Genomic DNA, 15,540 nt, shown 5'->3' on the forward strand with positions numbered 1-15,540 from the left:
GGCCGTGACCGCCGAGATCCCGGCCCAGACGGACCAGGAGCCGAAGGCTGCCGCACCGCGCCGACGGACCCGCAAGACGGCCGCCGCGGAGCCCGCGGACAGCTGATCCGACGCCCGACGGCCCGGTCCCTTCACCAGGGGCCGGGCCGTCGGCGTTCCCGGCCCCGGCCGTGACCGCCCGCGCCGAACCCACAACCGTCCGAACGACATCCCGTGGCACCCCCTGCGGCACCCCTCGGCCCCCTACGGCGCCGGCCCGCCACCCCCGCCCGGGATACCCTCACCCCGTGAGCACCCGAGCCGTCTTCACCCCGCCGCCCGGCGCCCGCGTCCATCCCCTGCGCACCGCTCGCGGTGAGTTCGCGGCCGTGGATTCGGCCGTGGCCCCCGGTGTCGCCCCCAAGGGCACCGCGCTGCTGCTGCCCGGCTTCACGGGGAGCAAGGAGGACTTCACGCTGCTCCACGAACCGCTCACCGCGCGCGGGTACCGGGTCGTGGCCGTGGACGGGCGGGGGCAGTTCGAGTCTGACGGGCCGGAGGAAGACGAATCGGCCTACGCGCGAGGCGAGTTGGCGCGTGACGTGCTCGCCCAGGCCGCAGCCCTCAACACCCCCGTGCACCTGGTCGGGCACTCCCTCGGCGGTCAGATCGCGCGCGCCGCCGTGCTGCTCGACCACTCCCCCTTCCTCTCCTTCACCATCGTCTCCTCGGGCCCCGCGCAGATCTCCGACTCCCAGCAGCAGCGGGTGAAGCTGCTGCGGGACACGCTCGGTGTGATGACGATGGCCGAGGCGTGGGACACGCTTCTGGCCATGGGCCCGCCGGAGGAGGTCGGCGGCCCCGCCGAGGGCGTCGGGGACATCGCACAGCTCCGCCGCCGCTGGCTCGGCACCAAGCCCGCCCAACTCCTCGCCACAGGGCGTCAGTTGTGCACGGAACCGGATCTGGTCGACGAGCTCGCCACCGTCCCGCTGCCGTTCCACGTCCTGTCCGGCTCACAGGACGACGCCTGGCCGGTTCATCTCCTCGACGACATGGCCGTACGACTGCGCGCCCGCCGCACGGTGATCCCGGGAGCCGACCACTCCCCCAACGCCGACCAGCCCCTGCCCACGGCCCGCGCCCTGGCCGACTTCTGGGACAGCCTCGGCCACTGAGCGGTCAGTACTGCCCCTGCACGTGCTCCCAGAACCCGTCCCGCAGCGACCGCCGGAGATCGGCCTGCCCCCGCAGGGAGTACTGGAGAAGCACCTCCGCCTCCACCAACAGATCCTGGTCCACCGAGCCGGGCAGGTAGGGGTGCCCGGGCAGGAGATCCTGCAGTGCCGCCCGCCCCCGCTCCGCGAGCCACTTCGCGGCGATCTGCGCGCCCACGAAACGGACGGCGTCACGGGTGGGACGGGTGGCCGTCGCCTCGTAGGGGCCGGCGGCCCGCCGGGAGACGTACGGCTTGAAGAAGTCGAGGTCGAGGGTGCGCTGGCTGTCGACCTCCCACAGGAGCGGTTCCGCCTGGTTGCGGCCCTCCGGCGCCTCGATGCCCCACAGGTGGACCCGGGCGCCGTAGCCCTGGGCCGCCTCGACCGCCGAGACCAGGTCCTCGTCGCCGCCCAGGAGCGCGGCGTCGCTGATCGCGCGGTGGCGGGCCAGGGACTCCAGGTCGGAGCGGATCAGCGAGTCGACGCCCTTCTGCTGGTTGTTGGCGTTGAGATTGCCCAACCGGACCTTCACGTCCGGGAGTTCGGCGATGGACTGCTGCTCCGCCGTGTGGATGCGGCGTCTCGCGCCGTCGTACCAGTAGACCCTCAGCAGTCTGCTGTCCGCGAAGATGGTCCGGGCCCGGTCGATGAGGGCCTCGATCAGGCCCTCGGTGTCGAGGTCGAAGGCGCGACGGTCCTCGGTGCCGGTGACGAGTCGTCCCGCGGCCGCGTAGAGATATCCCGCGTCGACGAAGATCGCATGCGTCGAGGGCGTCTTCGCCACCTCGGCGAGCACGCGCGTGAGCAGCTCGTTGGTGCGGTCGATGCGGGCGCTCAGCGGCGCCAGGTCGTCGTTCATCGCCACCATTGTCCCGGCGGTCACGCTGCGAACACAACCGGTCCCAAGGAGTCTCCGGAGACTCACTTACCGGTCAGTAGTTAGCTGTTCGAAAAATTTCTTTAGCGTAGGGAATGTTTGTAACACACACCCCGTTGACTCCCTACGTACGCAGTAATTCTCCGCAGGAGGATGACCAGACGAAGGGAGAAGCCCATGCGCTTCGAAATCATGCGACTCGACGACGTCGACGGCACGCCCGTGGACAGCACTGTCGTGGACGCCGCCTCCGTCAACCGGATCGTTCAGCAGGCCGCCGCCATAGGACAGCGACTCTGGATCCGTCCGGCCGACACCTCGGCCTCATAACCGGAACAGTACAGACGCGGAACAGTACAGACGCGGAACGGTACAGACGCGGATCACCGCTGAAGCTTCAGAGCCCCCGCCCGGCATCGACGCCGGGCGGGGGCTCTGCGCATGTCCATGGCCGCTCAGCTCGCCCGGATCACCTGGGTGATCCCGTTGATGATCTGCTGCACGGCGATCGCGGAGAGCATCATGCCCGCGAGCCGGGTCACCAGCACGACGCCGCCGTCCTTGATGACCCGGATGATCAGCAGGGAGTACCGCATCACCAGCCAGAGCACGACGTGGATGGCGAGGATGGCCGTCCACACCGAGAGCTGGGTGGCGACGCTGTGGGCCTTCTGCACGGCGAGGATGACCGAGACGATCGCTCCGGGACCCGCGAGCAGCGGCATGCCCAGGGGGACGAGCGCCACGTTGACGTCCTTGGTCTGCTTCGGCTCGTCGGTCTTGCCGGTGAGCAGGTCGAGCGCGATCAGCAGGAGCAGCAGCCCGCCGGCGATCATCAGCGCGGGCACGGAGACGTGCAGGTAGTTCAGGATCTGGTGGCCCAGGAGCCCGAAGACGGCGATGACACCGCCCGCGACACAGACGGCCTGGAAGGCCATCCGCTTCTGCACTTTGCCGGGCCGGCCGGCGGTCAGCGCGAGGAAGATCGGGGTGATCCCGGGGGGATCCATGATGACGAACAGGGTGAGGAAGAGCGAGCCGAAGACGGCGACGTCGAACATGACGGAACTGGCCTTACAGAAAGGGGTGGAACACGGGGCCGGACACAGGCACGCAAAGGCCTGCGGCGCCGAGTGGTGGAGAACTGGGCCGGGCCTCAGATTCCGCCGGTGCCCGGGACGGGAAACGCCCCCGTCGCCCGTCGCGTGATCTCCCCGTACACCTCGGGGTCCGTCGTGTACTCCCCGAGGGCGACCGTCTTGCGGCTGCCGTGGTAGTCGCTGGACCCGGTGACGAGCAGCCCCAGGTCGGCGGCGAGCCCGCGCAGCCGTACGCGCGTGTCCTCGTCGTGGTCCATGTGGTCGACCTCGATGCCGTCGAGGCCGGCGGCGGCCATCTCGGCGATCGCGGACTCCGGGACGGTGCGACCGCGCTTGTCGGCGCCGGGGTGGGCGAACACGGTGACGCCGCCGGCGCCCTTGACCAGCCGGATCGCCTCGAAGGGGTCGGTCTCGTGCTTGGCCACGTGGGCCCGCCCGCCGTCGGCCAGCCAGTCGGTCGTGAAGGCGTCGTTCACACTCGGTACGACCCCGAGCTCGACGAGAGCGGTGGCCACATGCGGCCGTCCGACGGAGCCGTCCCCGGCGATCCGCGCCACCTGCTCCCAGGTGACCGGCACACCCAGCTCCTGAAGCCTGGCCACCATGGCGCGCGCCCGGGGCACCCGGTCGTCCCGCACCAGCTCCCGCTCGGCGAGCAGCTCCGGCTCCTCGGGGTCGAACAGGTAGGCCAGCATGTGCATGGACACCCCGTCGATCCGGCAGGACAGCTCGGCCCCGGTGACGAGGGTCAGCCCCGCGGGCAGTGCGGCGATGGCCTCGCCGTACCCACGGGTCGTGTCGTGATCGGTGAGGGCGACGACGTCCAGCCCGGCAGCGGCGGCGTTGCGTACCAGCTCGGCGGGCGTGTCGGTCCCGTCGGACGCCGTGGAGTGGCAGTGCAGGTCGATACGCACGACACGGGCTCCAGACGCTGACGGAAGAGAGGAGGACGCTCAAGGATAACCGGACTTTCCGACTCCTCCGTCACACCCGCAGACGGGGTGCACCCCCTACAGGCGCCCACCTGCAGCGTGCCTCCTGCAGCATGGTCCCTGCACCACGGTCCCCACAGTCAGGGCTTCAGCAGCCGGGGTGACAGCGCTCCGCAGGGCACCAGTTCCACTTCCGCCCCGGCGTCCCGCAGATCCGTCAGCACCAGCTCGTCGTACATCAGCAGCCCGGACTGCTCGGGCCAGACCACGGCCCACAACCACAGCCCCAGCGCCTCGCCCGCGAACACCGCCCGGTCCTCCGGCGCCCCGGAGACATGCCACAGCGGAGTCGGCCGGCCGGCGGCGAGCACCTTGGCCTGCGGCGGTTTCTCCACGCTCATGTACGGCCCCGGATCCGGACCGTCGATGCCCGCGTAGCGCGCCCCGAGCCCGACGCCGAGTTCCTCGGCCACCAGGATCAGCTCGCCGACACCGCCGAGCGGTCCGGGTCCCGTGCACGCCACCGCCGTGGCGCGGCCGCCGCTGCGGTCGTCGCCCGCGCAGGCCACACCCGTGAACAGCCAGCCGACCGGCAGCGGCCACGGCATCCACACCGGTACCTGCGTGCGATGCACCACGACTTCGAGGGCCTCGACACTGGGCGGGATCACGGGCTGCAGCGGATGCACCGTCCCGTGCACATCGCACTGCCAGGAATCGGCGAAGAGTCCGGGAGCCCTGACCCGGCCACCACACTTCGGGCAACTGGGTTCGCCCCTCATAGGGCCCCACGGTCCTACCCTCGCTCCGCCACGTCAAGGACGATCACCCGTCCGGAGGGAACCGGTTCACGCGGGCACTACCGGGCAGAACTAGATGCAGCTTGCATTATTTAGCCGACCTAACTTAGTATGTGCATATACCAACTATCTCAACGGAGTGGAGGAACGACCATGGACCCCTTCGATGCGGGAGCCGGCGGCATCCTGCGCCAGCCGAAGGCCGTATGGGCGACGGCGGGCGCCTCCGTCGTCGCCTTCATGGGCATCGGACTCGTGGACCCGATCCTGCCGTCGATCGCCCAGGGCCTGGACGCCACGGCTAGTCAGGTCTCCCTCCTGTTCACCTCGTACTTCCTGATCACCGCGATCGCGATGCTGGTCACCGGCTTCGTCTCCAGCCGCATCGGCGGCAAGAAGACCCTGCTGCTCGGCCTCGCCCTCGTCGTGGTCTTCGCGGGGCTCGCGGGCACCTCGGGCTCGGTCGGGGAACTGGTCGGCTTCCGGGCCGGCTGGGGTCTGGGCAACGCCCTGTTCGTCTCCACGGCCCTCGCCGTCATCGTCGGCGCGGCGGCCGGCGGCAGCGCGGCGGCGATCCTGCTGTACGAGTCCGCCCTCGGCCTCGGCATGGCGTGCGGCCCGCTGCTCGGCGCCTTGCTCGGCGACGCCAGCTGGCGCTACCCGTTCTTCGGCACGGCCTTCCTGATGGCGATCGGCTTCCTGTGCGTCACGGTGTTCCTGAAGGAGCAGCCGAAGCCGGCCCGCAAGACGTCCCTGCTCGACCCGATCAAGGCGCTCGGCCACGGCGGGCTCGCCTCGGCCGCGGCGTCGTCCTTTTTCTACAACTACACGTTCTTCACCGTGCTGGCCTTCACCCCGTTCGTGCTGGACATGACCCCCTACAAGTCGGGTGCCGTGTTCTTCGCCTGGGGTGTGCTGCTCGCCGTCTTCTCGGTGTTCGCCGCGCCGCGCCTCCAGGAGCGGTTCGGCTCCCTGAAGGTGCTCGGCGGTTCGCTCGTGCTGCTCGCGCTGGACGTGCTCGTCCTCGGCTACGGCAACCACACCACGGCCATCGTCTGCACGATCCTGTCCGGCGCCTTCATCGGCGTGAACAACACGGTCTACACGGAGCTGGCGCTCGGCGTGTCGGACGCCCCGCGGCCCGTGGCGAGCGCGGGCTACAACTTCGTACGCTGGTTCGCGGCGGCCGCGGCGCCCTACTTCGCGCCGAAGATCGAGGAGTGGACCGACATCCACATCCCGTTCGTGGTGGCGGCGGTGACCGCGGCGCTGGGCGCGCTCGTGGTCGTCGTACGGCGCAAGGCGCTCACGCACGAGGCGGAGGAGCTGGAGCCGAGGCACGCGACCGAGGACAGTGTGGCCGTCTTCGCCAACTGACGCCTTGCGGCCACCACTTGGTGACCTGCCATCACCTGGTGACCTGCCATCACGTGGTGACCTTGCTCACGCGAGGCTCACTCCAGCGGGACGGACTTCCGGGAGGGATCCCGAAGGTCCGTCCCGTTCGTCAGCCAGCGCTCGTGAAGGGCCTGGGCGCCATGCACCCGCTTCCAGGCGGCCTCGTTCGGCGTCATGGGGAGCAACGGCAGGAAGTGGACCGGGTCGAGAGGCTCGTCGAGCTCCAGGTCCTCGACCAGTCCGCCCGGCTCGGCGACCAGGACCGAGGTGAACGGGGCGCCGGGCCATAGGGGTTCACCCACGTCGAGCGAGGCACCCGGAGCCACGACCACGCCCTCGACCTGCGGGGACGCGGCGAGCACGGCGAGCGGGCGGAGCACCTTGTCGGTGTCGGCCAGCCCTGACCGTACGGAGAGGACGAGCTCGGCGCGCGGGCCCCTGACCGGGTCGGCGAGCACCGCGGTGGGGTCGGCCATCGGCTGGGCGGACATGCCGAGGGTGGCGTAGCGGACGATGTCCCCGTCGGTGAAGCGGAGCACCTCGATGCGGTCCGTGCCCAGGAAAGTGACCGCCGCGCGCGCGTCCGGCTCGCCCAGCGCGCTGCGCAACCGGGCCTCGACCAGAGGAAGAACATCTGCCATGCGGCGAGCATAGAACTCGTCAGTACCGGGCAAAGCAGCGCCTTGACAGTTCGGCCTGCTGGTAGTCTGGCCCGGTCGTCGGGGCAGCACGCTGATGGGGTACCTCCCAGGCTTTGGGCACTGGGGGAGTCGCGTATCGAGTCCTCGACGCCTGTGAGACTCCCTTACGGGAATGGATCGTCCCTTACGAGGGACCGGCCGGAGGAGGTGGGGCTGTCATGGATCGAAGTCGACCTGGTAGTACCACTCGTTCTTCCGGCCGCTGATGCAGCTCTGTGACTTTCGGCAACCGCCGCCTCTCACGTTCGCGTCTTCGTGCGGAAGAGCACTTCGTTCGTTTCGCCTGATCTTTCTGATCGCCAGCAGTAGCTGAATCAGTAACGAAGTCCGCCACCGCGATGGTGCGGTGCTCCCCGCTTTGTGGACGTGCCAAACACCCACAGCAGGACGTCCTCATTCCGGGTAGTTCCACCCGTCGCCGGGGCCCTTTGTTGCCCGTCACGAAGGAGCCTGCCATGTCGATGATCCGTGACCTGCGTGCCGCAGTACGCCCGTCGCGTCCCTCGCTGCGCAAGGACACCGGCGCGTACGACGCGACGCGCGACCCCTCGACGCCCTCCGCCGTCGTCGACTGCGCCGTCTACCGCGACGGCCGGCGTGTGCAGACCGGCCAGCAGCTGAGCCCGCACGAGGCGATGCGCCAGGTGCGCCGCGACGGCGGGTTCGTCTGGATCGGCCTGCACGAGCCGAGCGAGGCCGAATTCTCCGGTATCGCCGGGGAGTTCGGGCTCCACCCGCTCGCCGTCGAGGACGCCGTCCAGGCCCACCAGCGCCCCAAGCTGGAGCGCTACGACGACTCCCTGTTCACCGTCTTCAAGACCATCCACTACGTCGAGCACGACGAACTCACCGCCAACAGCGAGATCGTCGAGACCGGCGAGGTCATGTGCTTCACCGGCCGGGACTTCTTCATCACCGTCCGGCACGGCGGCCAGGGCTCGCTCAGGGCGCTGCGCCACCGCCTCCAGGACGACCCCGAACTGCTCGCCAAGGGCCCCTCCGCGGTGCTGCACTCGATCGCCGACCACGTCGTCGACGGCTATGTCGCGGTCGCCGACGCCGTGCAGGACGACATCGACGAGGTCGAGACCGAGGTGTTCACCCCGGGACGCGGCGGCAAGGTCTCCCGCGGTGTCGACTCGGCCCGGATCTACCAGCTCAAGCGCGAGGTACTGGAGTTCAAGCGGGCCGTCGCCCCGCTGCTGCGGCCCATGCAGCTGCTCAGCGAGCGGCCGATGCGGCTCGTCGACCCCGACATCCAGAAGTACTTCCGGGACGTCGCCGACCACCTCGCCCGGGTCCAGGAGCAGGTCCTCGGCTTCGACGAGCTCCTCAACTCCATCCTCCAGGCCAACCTCGCGCAGGCGTCCGTCGCCCAGAACGAGGACATGCGCAAGATCACGTCCTGGGCCGCGATCATCGCCGTACCGACGATGGTGTGCGGGGTCTACGGCATGAACTTCGACTACATGCCGGAGACCCACTGGAAGCTCGGCTATCCGGTGATCATGGCGATCACCGGAGTCATCTGCCTGGGCATCCACCGCACCCTCAAGCGCAACGGCTGGCTCTAGGGTGGGCCCCATGACACGTGAGCTGCTCGACCGGGCCCTCGTCGAGGAGGCCACGAAGAAGTCCGGCCTCATCTGGGTCGAGGGGCCCGGCGGCCCGGCCCGCGCCCTGTGGCACGTGTGGCACGAAGGTGCCGCGTGCCTGGTCGGCGACGGGCCCGGGGAGCAGCCACTGCCCGGACTGACCGACCAGGGCACCGCCGAGGTGACCGTCCGCAGCAATGACAAGGGGGGCCGGCTGGTCTCCTGGGCGGCGACGGTCGTGGAACTCCCACCTGGGTCCGAGGCGTGGGAGGCGGCGGTCGCCGAGCTCAAGGGGAAGCGGCTGAACGCCCCCGACGGTGAGGCGATGACGGACCGTTGGTCCCGCGAGTGCCGGGTGCTGCGGCTCGAACCGACCGGGGTCACGGCGGCGCTGCCCGACGGCGACCTGGCCGAACCGCCGCTGCCGACCACGGCGACCACGCGTGAGCCGATCCCCGCGGGCCTTCCGCGGCTGCTGCTGAAACGGCGCAAACGCTAGGACGCGGCGGCCCTACAGGACATCGGCAGTCGCGTCAGGACGTGGGCAGTCGCGTCAGGATGCCGGCGGTCGCGTCAGGACGTCGGCAGTTGCTTGCCGTAGTCCACCGTCTCGTCCTTCTCCGGCTCGGCCAGGGGGAAGTTCTTGCCCCAGGCCGAGAAGGTCAGGGTGCCCGCGCCGCCCGCCCGGGCCAGGCGCAGGGGGTACGGCTGCCCCTCCAGGGAGACGTCCAGCGTGCCGCCGTCGCCCTTGTCACCCGTGATGCGGATCGTGCGGGTACCCGCCTGCTCATGGTGGCCGTCGGTATCCAGGCTGCCGTGCAGTGTCAGAAGCCCGTCGAGGAGAACGTCCTTGTCCGTGAAACCGCTGAACTTCTTGTACGCCGGGTCGCCCGACGGCACCTTCACGTACTTGCCGTCGAGCTTGCCGGCGGCCGCGTCCGGGTCCTCGCCCTTGTCGTCGGCCTGGGTCCAGAAGCCCGCGTCGGCCTTGAGGTACAGCTCCTCGCCGATCCGCAGCAGCTGGAAGGTGGACCCCTCCGCGGTGACCGATCCGGAACCGCCGGCGGAGTTCAGGCGCATGTCGAGCCGGTATGTACGTCCGCTGGTGACCACGTTCCCCGACAGGCGCAGCGCGTCGGCGGACTCGGCGGCCGCCCGCGTCTTCGACTGGATCTGCTCGGCGGGCAGTTTGCCGACCCCGTTGGTGCCCGCGTCGGGGTCCTCACTGCAGCCCGTCAGGCCTGTTCCCGTGACGACCAGGGCGCACATCGCGCCCACCACAACGGTCCTGCGGGCACGGCCCTGGGGAATCGCGGTCACAGGTGGGGCTGCCTTTCCGACGAGGGTCCTTCAGCGGCGTACGGCAGCGTACCGGGGCCGGGGCCCCCGGGCGGAGCCAGACCGCCCGGAGCGCTCACCAGGGCGGATCCGATGGGTACGGGCTAGCCTTAAGCCCTCCCGAGCGGGCAATCCGGACAACGAACGCCGAACGCAACCCCCCGTACGCAGCCCCGTACACCGCCCCGTACGCAGCCTCGTAAGCAGCCCCGTAGGCAGCCTCGTATGCAAAGGAAGCACAGCCATGGCAGCGGGAGCCCCCCGGATCTTCGTCTCGCACCTCGCCGGCGTAGCCGTCTTCGATCCCAACGGCGACCAGGTGGGCCGCGTGCGCGATCTGGTCGTCGTGCTGCGCGTGGGGCGCAGGCCGCCCCGGGTGCTCGGGCTCGTCGTCGAACTGTCCACGCGGCGCCGCATCTTCCTGGCCATGACCCGGGTGACGAGCATCGAGTCCGGTCAGGTCATCACCACCGGCGTGCTCAACGTCCGCCGCTTCGAGCAACGGCCCACCGAGCGCCTGGTCTTCGGCGAGCTGCTCGACCGGCGCGTCACGCTCGTGGAGTCCGGCGAACAGGCCACCGTCCTCGACGTGTCGGTGCAGCAGCTGCCCGCCCGCCGGGACTGGGAGATCGACCGTGTCTTCGTCCGCAAGGGCGGCAAGGGCGGGGCGTTCCGGCGCAAGGGCGAGGCGGTGACCGTCGAGTGGTCCGCCGTCACCGGCTTCACGCTGGAGGAGCACGGACAGGGCGCCGAGAGCCTCCTGGCCACCTTCGAGCAGCTGCGCGCGGCCGACCTCGCCAACGTCCTGCACCACCTCTCCGCCAAGCGGCGTGCCGAGGTGGCCGCCGCCCTCGACGACGACCGCCTGGCCGACGTACTGGAAGAGCTGCCCGAGGACGACCAGATCGAGATTCTCGGCAAGCTGAAGGAGGAGCGGGCCGCCGACGTCCTGGAGGCCATGGACCCCGACGACGCGGCCGACCTGCTCTCCGAGCTCCCCACGGAGGAGCAGGAGCGGCTGCTGAGCCTGATGCAGCCCGGCGACGCGGCCGACATGCGGCGCCTGATGGCGTACGAGGAGCACACCGCCGGCGGTCTGATGACCACGGAACCGATCGTGCTACGGCCGGACGCGACCGTCGCCGACGCGCTCGCCCGCGTCCGCAACCGCGACCTGTCCCCCGCCCTCGCCGCCCAGGTCTACGTGTGCCGCGCGCCCGACGAGACGCCGACCGGCAAGTACCTCGGCACCGTCCACTTCCAGCGGCTGCTGCGCGATCCGCCGTACACCCTCGTCAGCTCCATGGTCGACGACGACCTGCAGGCCCTCGACCCGGACGCAACGCTGCCGGTCATCGCCGGGTTCTTCGCGACGTACGACATGGTCGCGGCGCCCGTGGTCGACGAGGCGGGGTCGCTGCTCGGCGCGGTGACGGTGGACGACGTACTGGACCACATGCTGCCGGAGGACTGGCGGGAGACGGAGTTCGACGCGGAGGGGGTGGCCCGCGATGACGCCTGAGCGCGAGACCCCGAACCGCGAGCGCGCCGCTTCCGGTGTCCGGGAGCGCACCCCCGCCGGGGCCACGGCGACCGGCCGCACCCGCGCCCGCCTCGACCAGCCCCGCCCGCCGCGGCGCAGGCTGCTGCCCGAGTGGGACCCGGAGGCGTTCGGACGGCTGTCGGAGCGGATCGCCCGGTTCCTGGGCACCGGGCGGTTCATCGTCTGGATGACGGTCGTCATCATCGCGTGGGTGCTGTGGAACATCTTCGCGCCCGGCGATATGCGCTTCGACAACTACCCGTTCATCTTCCTCACCCTGATGCTGTCCCTCCAGGCCTCCTACGCCGCCCCGCTGATCCTGCTCGCGCAGAACCGGCAGGACGACCGTGACCGGGTCAACCTCGAACAGGACCGCAAGCAGAACGAGCGGTCGATCGCGGACACCGAGTATCTGACCCGCGAGATCGCCTCGCTCAGGATCGGCCTCGGGGAGGTGGCGACCCGAGACTGGATCCGCTCCGAGCTCCAGGACCTGATGAAGGAGCTGGAGGCCAGGCAGGACGGTCACGGCACATTCCCGGCAGAACGGTCGGAACGGCCGTCGGTACGTGACGCAGAAGACCGCTGAGGGCCTTACTGAGGGGGCTGTCCGGGGCCGTACCATCGTCGTATGGCTAGCGAAGACGCGGTGCGCGAGGCACTGGCGACGGTGAACGACCCCGAGATCAACCGCCCCATCACCGAACTCGGGATGGTGAAGTCGGTCGAGATCGGCGCGGACGGGGCGGTCGCGGTCACCGTGTACCTGACGGTCTCCGGCTGTCCGATGCGCGAGACGATCACGCAGCGCGTCACCGACGCGGTCGCGGCGGTCGAGGGCGTCACGCGCGTCGACGTCACGCTGGACGTGATGAGCGACGAGCAGCGCAAGGAGCTGGCGACCGCGCTGCGCGGCGGCCAGACCGAGCGCGAGGTCCCCTTCGCCAAGCCGGGGTCCCTGACGCGTGTGTACGCGGTCGCCTCCGGCAAGGGCGGCGTCGGCAAGTCCTCGGTGACAGTGAACCTGGCGGCGGCGATGGCGGCGGACGGCTTGAAGGTCGGTGTCGTGGATGCCGACATCTACGGCCACTCGGTGCCGCGCATGCTGGGCGCCGACGGCCGTCCGACCCAGGTCGAGAACATGATCATGCCGCCGTCCGCGCACGGTGTGAAGGTCATCTCGATCGGCATGTTCACCCCCGGCAACGCGCCGGTGGTCTGGCGTGGCCCGATGCTCCACCGTGCCCTCCAGCAGTTCCTGGCGGACGTGTACTGGGGCGACCTGGACGTACTGCTCCTGGACCTGCCGCCCGGCACCGGCGACATCGCCATCTCGGTGGCCCAGCTCGTCCCGAACGCGGAGATCCTGGTGGTGACGACCCCCCAGCAGGCCGCCGCGGAGGTCGCCGAGCGCGCGGGCTCCATCGCCGTGCAGACCCACCAGAAGATCGTCGGCGTGGTCGAGAACATGTCCGGCCTGCCGTGCCCGCACTGCGGCGAGATGGTGGACGTCTTCGGCACCGGCGGCGGCCAGACGGTCGCGGACGGCCTCACCCGCACGACGGGAGCGACGGTCCCGGTCCTCGGCTCCATCCCCATCGACGTCCGCCTCCGCGAGGGCGGCGACGAGGGCAAGCCGGTCGTCCTGACCGACCCGGACTCTCCGGCGGGGGCTGCGCTGCGGGCGATCGCGGGGAAGCTGGGGGGACGGCAGCGGGGGCTTTCGGGGTTGTCGTTGGGGATCACGCCGAGGAACAAGTTCTGAGACGTACGTTACGAGAGAATCGCCGCAGCGGCTCCACCGGAACCAAATCCGGTGGAGCCGCCATTTTCTCCCGAGAGTTGTCTCCTGACTGTTCCTGGGCGCATCCGGAAACTACGGCATGTGACCGTCCCGGAGGACCTCCTCGGCTTCTTCGAGCGCCTCGTAACACAGAGCTCGCTTTTCCCCCTGGAGAAGGGGAGCCGAACGCCTCAGATAGTCGATCACCTCCTGTGACGAGTCGGCCAGCTGTGGCACGAGAAAGCAGAATTCCCTGAACCAGTCGAGATCTTCGTTTTCTGCACAAGAAACGAGCAACGGCACCCCGTCCAGGACTCGTTGACGAACGTACTGGGCGACATCGGTCGCCGCCTCCCCCACCATCACCGAATGTCCCGGGGAGCGAGCATTCAGAATCGCTTCCATAAGACTCACCGCCTCAGCGGGGAGACGCCCTCGTCCCTCCAGCCACGCGACCAGCACGTCAACGCAGGCCGCGGCCGCGGAGTACAACTGCCCCTGATTCGCGACTTCGCAGTGCAGGACTCCGTAGGCGCGCTTCCTCTCGCCCTCGTCCCTGTCCAGCAACCGTTCCAGATACCCGGGGATCCGCTCACCTGGAAGACTCTGGCATGTAAGCGTCGACCAGTCCCACCGGTCGCTTTCCATCACTGAGATCACTCTCCCACGTTGCGACCGGGGCGAACTGGCCGCGCGTCGTGCGGCCCTCGCATCGAGGGCACACCGGTGCAGGTTCACGCTTCAGCGGCCGCTGGGGAACGCTGTAGACGATATCTTCCGGGTTCGCCCCTGATTCACCAGTGCGGCCCTGCACATGTCCTCCGCGCAGAAGTCTCCCGCACCGGTTTTCTTGAGGCTGACCACCACATTGCCTGTGCGTCTGTCCACCGCCGCCGATCCCATCGCGTACTGCCGGAATTTCGAACGGCTCAACGTCGCATGCATGTGATCCAATTTTGCATTGAGCGCCTTGTTGGCTTTTGCGGACGCCTCCTCATAGGACAAGGCCATCTTGGAGTTCTTGCGCCAGTCCTGGAAGAGGCTCGGCCCGCCGCCGCTCAGGAGGGACGACACCACGTTGAGTGCCGTGTTTCCGCAAGCCCCCAAGTTGCCCGTCGTGAAGCAGTCCAGCGCGTCGGTAATACCCAGTTCGTCGGCAATGATCTTGCCGAGTTCCTTGGCGATCGCGATCGCCTTCTGCTTGGCGGAGTCCTCCGCGGCGCGGGCTCGGTCCGCCTTGGCCTTGGCCGGCGAGTACGTGTTGCTGCCGCCGGAGTCCCCGCCCCCGTCGCCGGAGCCGGCCTTGGTGTCCTTGCTCGTGCCGCTCTCGTTGATTGTCTTGATGGTGTCCCTGGTGCAGCTGTAGTTCGGGTAGCAGCTCTCCAGGCCTGTGGGGTCGCTCATCGAGACCGGGCTGTTGTTGGCGTAGGCGTAGCCGTTGATCTGCTGGGGGTCGGTGTAGTCGATGATCGGGTCGGCCGAGATGAAGCGCCCGGTGTCCGAGTCGTACTCGCGGGCGCCGAGCGTTGTCAGGCCCGTGGATTTCCGGACCGTGCCGCCGACGAAGCCCTTGTCGTTCAGCCAGCCCGAAGCGGATGACGTCGACGCGTCCCGCGCGTTGCCGAAGGCGTCCATGCGGCGGCGGGTCGTGGCGCCCGTCTTCGCGTCGACCGCCGGCTCCGCAATGCCCTGGTGGTCGGAGGCGAGGAAGTGGACGCCGTCCGCCTCCCGCATCGCGACCGTCGTGCCGGCGAAGCTGTAGTAGCGGGTCGCCGTGACCTTGGCGGTGGACTTGTCGTAGTGGAGTTCCGTACCGGGGAGGTAGAACGTCTTCTCGGTCGGGGTGTACCGGAGGAGCCGGGAGCCCTGTGCGTCGTACTTGTAGGTGCGGCTGGAGGTGGCTGTGCCGTTCAGGCCGTGCCGGACCTCGCTCGTGCGGTTGCCGAGTGTGTCGTAGCCGTAGTCCGTCCAGTACGCCGACACGCCCCCGACCGTCGACGAGGACGCTCCCGAGGAGCAGGCCGCGTCCGTACCGCCCGTGCCCTTCGCGTCGTTCGACGCCACCGACGACGTCCAGGCCGAAGAGACCCGGCCGAGGCCGTCGTACGCGAAGCACTGCACATCACTCGTGCCACCCGACGGCGTGTCCGCGATCGAGAGGATGTCGCCGGTGGCGTCGTAGGTGTAGTAGGCGACGGCCGACGCGCCCATTTCGGCGGTCCCGCGCGCGCCTGCACCGACTCCCCCGTGCACCACGCGATCCCGCGGCGCCCGGTC

General features: G+C 69.5%; 16 protein-coding genes. 8 read left to right on the forward strand and 8 right to left on the reverse strand.

Annotation, left to right across the window (positions count from 1 at the left end):
• Positions 1 to 287: 287 nt before the first annotated feature.
• Complete coding sequence (locus tag ACFVYN_RS07105; RefSeq protein ID WP_389993676.1) at positions 288 to 1,157, forward strand: alpha/beta fold hydrolase; 870 nt, start codon at positions 288 to 290, stop codon at positions 1,155 to 1,157.
• Positions 1,158 to 1,161: 4 nt separating this feature from the next.
• Here ACFVYN_RS07105 and ACFVYN_RS07110 read toward each other — a convergent pair whose 3' ends face one another.
• Positions 1,162 to 2,055: an NYN domain-containing protein gene (locus tag ACFVYN_RS07110; protein WP_389993679.1), complete on the reverse strand. Its 894-nt coding sequence runs from the start codon at positions 2,053 to 2,055 to the stop codon at positions 1,162 to 1,164.
• Between the two features lie 195 nt (positions 2,056 to 2,250).
• On the opposite strand from ACFVYN_RS07110, the gene ACFVYN_RS07115 reads away from it, so the two are divergent.
• Positions 2,251 to 2,403 (forward strand): hypothetical protein, encoded by a 153-nt coding sequence (locus ACFVYN_RS07115; protein ID WP_007384531.1) that lies wholly within the window; start codon positions 2,251 to 2,253, stop codon positions 2,401 to 2,403.
• 125 nt (positions 2,404 to 2,528) lie between these two features.
• Here the strand turns inward: ACFVYN_RS07115 and ACFVYN_RS07120 are convergent, their stop codons facing one another.
• The 3 genes from ACFVYN_RS07120 to ACFVYN_RS07130 all read right to left on the reverse strand — a co-directional run bounded on the left by ACFVYN_RS07120 (position 2,529) and on the right by ACFVYN_RS07130 (position 4,887).
• On the reverse strand, positions 2,529 to 3,134 hold the full coding sequence (locus tag ACFVYN_RS07120; RefSeq protein ID WP_389993682.1) for a MarC family protein: 606 nt from the start codon (positions 3,132 to 3,134) through the stop codon (positions 2,529 to 2,531).
• A gap of 95 nt (positions 3,135 to 3,229) precedes the next feature.
• Entirely contained in the window at positions 3,230 to 4,087 is an 858-nt protein-coding gene (locus ACFVYN_RS07125) for a PHP domain-containing protein (protein WP_389993684.1), read from the reverse strand.
• A gap of 158 nt (positions 4,088 to 4,245) precedes the next feature.
• Complete coding sequence (locus ACFVYN_RS07130; protein WP_389993686.1) at positions 4,246 to 4,887, reverse strand: DUF6758 family protein; 642 nt, start codon at positions 4,885 to 4,887, stop codon at positions 4,246 to 4,248.
• A gap of 171 nt (positions 4,888 to 5,058) precedes the next feature.
• On the opposite strand from ACFVYN_RS07130, the gene ACFVYN_RS07135 reads away from it, so the two are divergent.
• Positions 5,059 to 6,282 (forward strand): MFS transporter, encoded by a 1,224-nt coding sequence (locus ACFVYN_RS07135; RefSeq protein ID WP_389993689.1) that lies wholly within the window; start codon positions 5,059 to 5,061, stop codon positions 6,280 to 6,282.
• Positions 6,283 to 6,359: 77 nt separating this feature from the next.
• On the opposite strand, the gene ACFVYN_RS07140 is transcribed toward ACFVYN_RS07135, so the two are convergent.
• A complete protein-coding gene (locus tag ACFVYN_RS07140) occupies positions 6,360 to 6,944 on the reverse strand; it encodes a suppressor of fused domain protein (RefSeq protein ID WP_389993692.1) in 585 nt (194 codons plus the stop codon).
• A 515-nt stretch (positions 6,945 to 7,459) separates the two neighbouring features.
• Between ACFVYN_RS07140 and ACFVYN_RS07145 the strand changes: the two genes are divergently transcribed.
• Complete coding sequence (locus ACFVYN_RS07145) at positions 7,460 to 8,578, forward strand: magnesium and cobalt transport protein CorA (RefSeq protein ID WP_389993695.1); 1,119 nt, start codon at positions 7,460 to 7,462, stop codon at positions 8,576 to 8,578.
• A 10-nt stretch (positions 8,579 to 8,588) separates the two neighbouring features.
• Positions 8,589 to 9,098, forward strand: coding sequence for a hypothetical protein (locus ACFVYN_RS07150; RefSeq protein ID WP_389993698.1), 510 nt, complete (start codon positions 8,589 to 8,591; stop codon positions 9,096 to 9,098).
• A gap of 74 nt (positions 9,099 to 9,172) precedes the next feature.
• Here the strand turns inward: ACFVYN_RS07150 and ACFVYN_RS07155 are convergent, their stop codons facing one another.
• Positions 9,173 to 9,919, reverse strand: a complete 747-nt coding sequence (locus tag ACFVYN_RS07155) for a hypothetical protein (protein ID WP_389993700.1) — start codon at positions 9,917 to 9,919, stop codon at positions 9,173 to 9,175.
• 262 nt (positions 9,920 to 10,181) lie between these two features.
• Here ACFVYN_RS07155 and ACFVYN_RS07160 point away from each other — a divergent pair, with 262 nt between their 5' ends.
• The 3 genes from ACFVYN_RS07160 to ACFVYN_RS07170 are packed head-to-tail and all read left to right on the forward strand — an operon-like array spanning position 10,182 to position 13,245.
• Positions 10,182 to 11,459 (forward strand): magnesium transporter MgtE N-terminal domain-containing protein, encoded by a 1,278-nt coding sequence (locus ACFVYN_RS07160; protein ID WP_389993702.1) that lies wholly within the window; start codon positions 10,182 to 10,184, stop codon positions 11,457 to 11,459.
• Entirely contained in the window at positions 11,449 to 12,069 is a 621-nt protein-coding gene (locus tag ACFVYN_RS07165) for a DUF1003 domain-containing protein (protein ID WP_389993704.1), read from the forward strand. Before ACFVYN_RS07160 ends, ACFVYN_RS07165 begins: the two co-directional genes overlap by 11 nt.
• 42 nt (positions 12,070 to 12,111) lie before the next feature.
• Complete coding sequence (locus ACFVYN_RS07170) at positions 12,112 to 13,245, forward strand: Mrp/NBP35 family ATP-binding protein (protein WP_389993707.1); 1,134 nt, start codon at positions 12,112 to 12,114, stop codon at positions 13,243 to 13,245.
• Between the two features lie 111 nt (positions 13,246 to 13,356).
• On the opposite strand, the gene ACFVYN_RS07175 is transcribed toward ACFVYN_RS07170, so the two are convergent.
• Both ACFVYN_RS07175 and ACFVYN_RS07180 read right to left on the reverse strand, forming a co-directional pair.
• Positions 13,357 to 13,923, reverse strand: a complete 567-nt coding sequence (locus ACFVYN_RS07175; protein ID WP_389993710.1) for a hypothetical protein — start codon at positions 13,921 to 13,923, stop codon at positions 13,357 to 13,359.
• An 81-nt stretch (positions 13,924 to 14,004) separates the two neighbouring features.
• Positions 14,005 to 15,474 carry an RHS repeat-associated core domain-containing protein gene (locus ACFVYN_RS07180; protein ID WP_389993713.1) on the reverse strand — a complete coding sequence of 490 codons (1,470 nt, stop codon included), beginning with the start codon at positions 15,472 to 15,474 and terminating at the stop codon, positions 14,005 to 14,007.
• Positions 15,475 to 15,540: the final 66 nt, after the last annotated feature.

This window comes from Streptomyces sp. NPDC058307, assembly GCF_042880295.1.
In the GTDB taxonomy this organism is placed as follows: Bacteria; Actinomycetota; Actinomycetes; order Streptomycetales; family Streptomycetaceae; genus Streptomyces.

Coding starts and splice junctions, on each gene's coding strand:
- ACFVYN_RS07110 (WP_389993679.1), bottom strand. CDS start 2,055: ATGAACGACGACCTGGCGCCGCTGAGCGCCCGCATCGACCGCACCAAC.
- ACFVYN_RS07170 (WP_389993707.1), top strand. CDS start 12,112: ATGGCTAGCGAAGACGCGGTGCGCGAGGCACTGGCGACGGTGAACGAC.
- ACFVYN_RS07115 (WP_007384531.1), top strand. CDS start 2,251: ATGCGCTTCGAAATCATGCGACTCGACGACGTCGACGGCACGCCCGTG.
- ACFVYN_RS07165 (WP_389993704.1), top strand. CDS start 11,449: ATGACGCCTGAGCGCGAGACCCCGAACCGCGAGCGCGCCGCTTCCGGT.
- ACFVYN_RS07130 (WP_389993686.1), bottom strand. CDS start 4,887: ATGAGGGGCGAACCCAGTTGCCCGAAGTGTGGTGGCCGGGTCAGGGCT.
- ACFVYN_RS07160 (WP_389993702.1), top strand. CDS start 10,182: ATGGCAGCGGGAGCCCCCCGGATCTTCGTCTCGCACCTCGCCGGCGTA.
- ACFVYN_RS07120 (WP_389993682.1), bottom strand. CDS start 3,134: ATGTTCGACGTCGCCGTCTTCGGCTCGCTCTTCCTCACCCTGTTCGTC.
- ACFVYN_RS07145 (WP_389993695.1), top strand. CDS start 7,460: ATGTCGATGATCCGTGACCTGCGTGCCGCAGTACGCCCGTCGCGTCCC.
- ACFVYN_RS07150 (WP_389993698.1), top strand. CDS start 8,589: ATGACACGTGAGCTGCTCGACCGGGCCCTCGTCGAGGAGGCCACGAAG.
- ACFVYN_RS07140 (WP_389993692.1), bottom strand. CDS start 6,944: ATGGCAGATGTTCTTCCTCTGGTCGAGGCCCGGTTGCGCAGCGCGCTG.
- ACFVYN_RS07135 (WP_389993689.1), top strand. CDS start 5,059: ATGGACCCCTTCGATGCGGGAGCCGGCGGCATCCTGCGCCAGCCGAAG.
- ACFVYN_RS07180 (WP_389993713.1), bottom strand. CDS start 15,474: ATGGGCGCGTCGGCCGTCGCCTACTACACCTACGACGCCACCGGCGAC.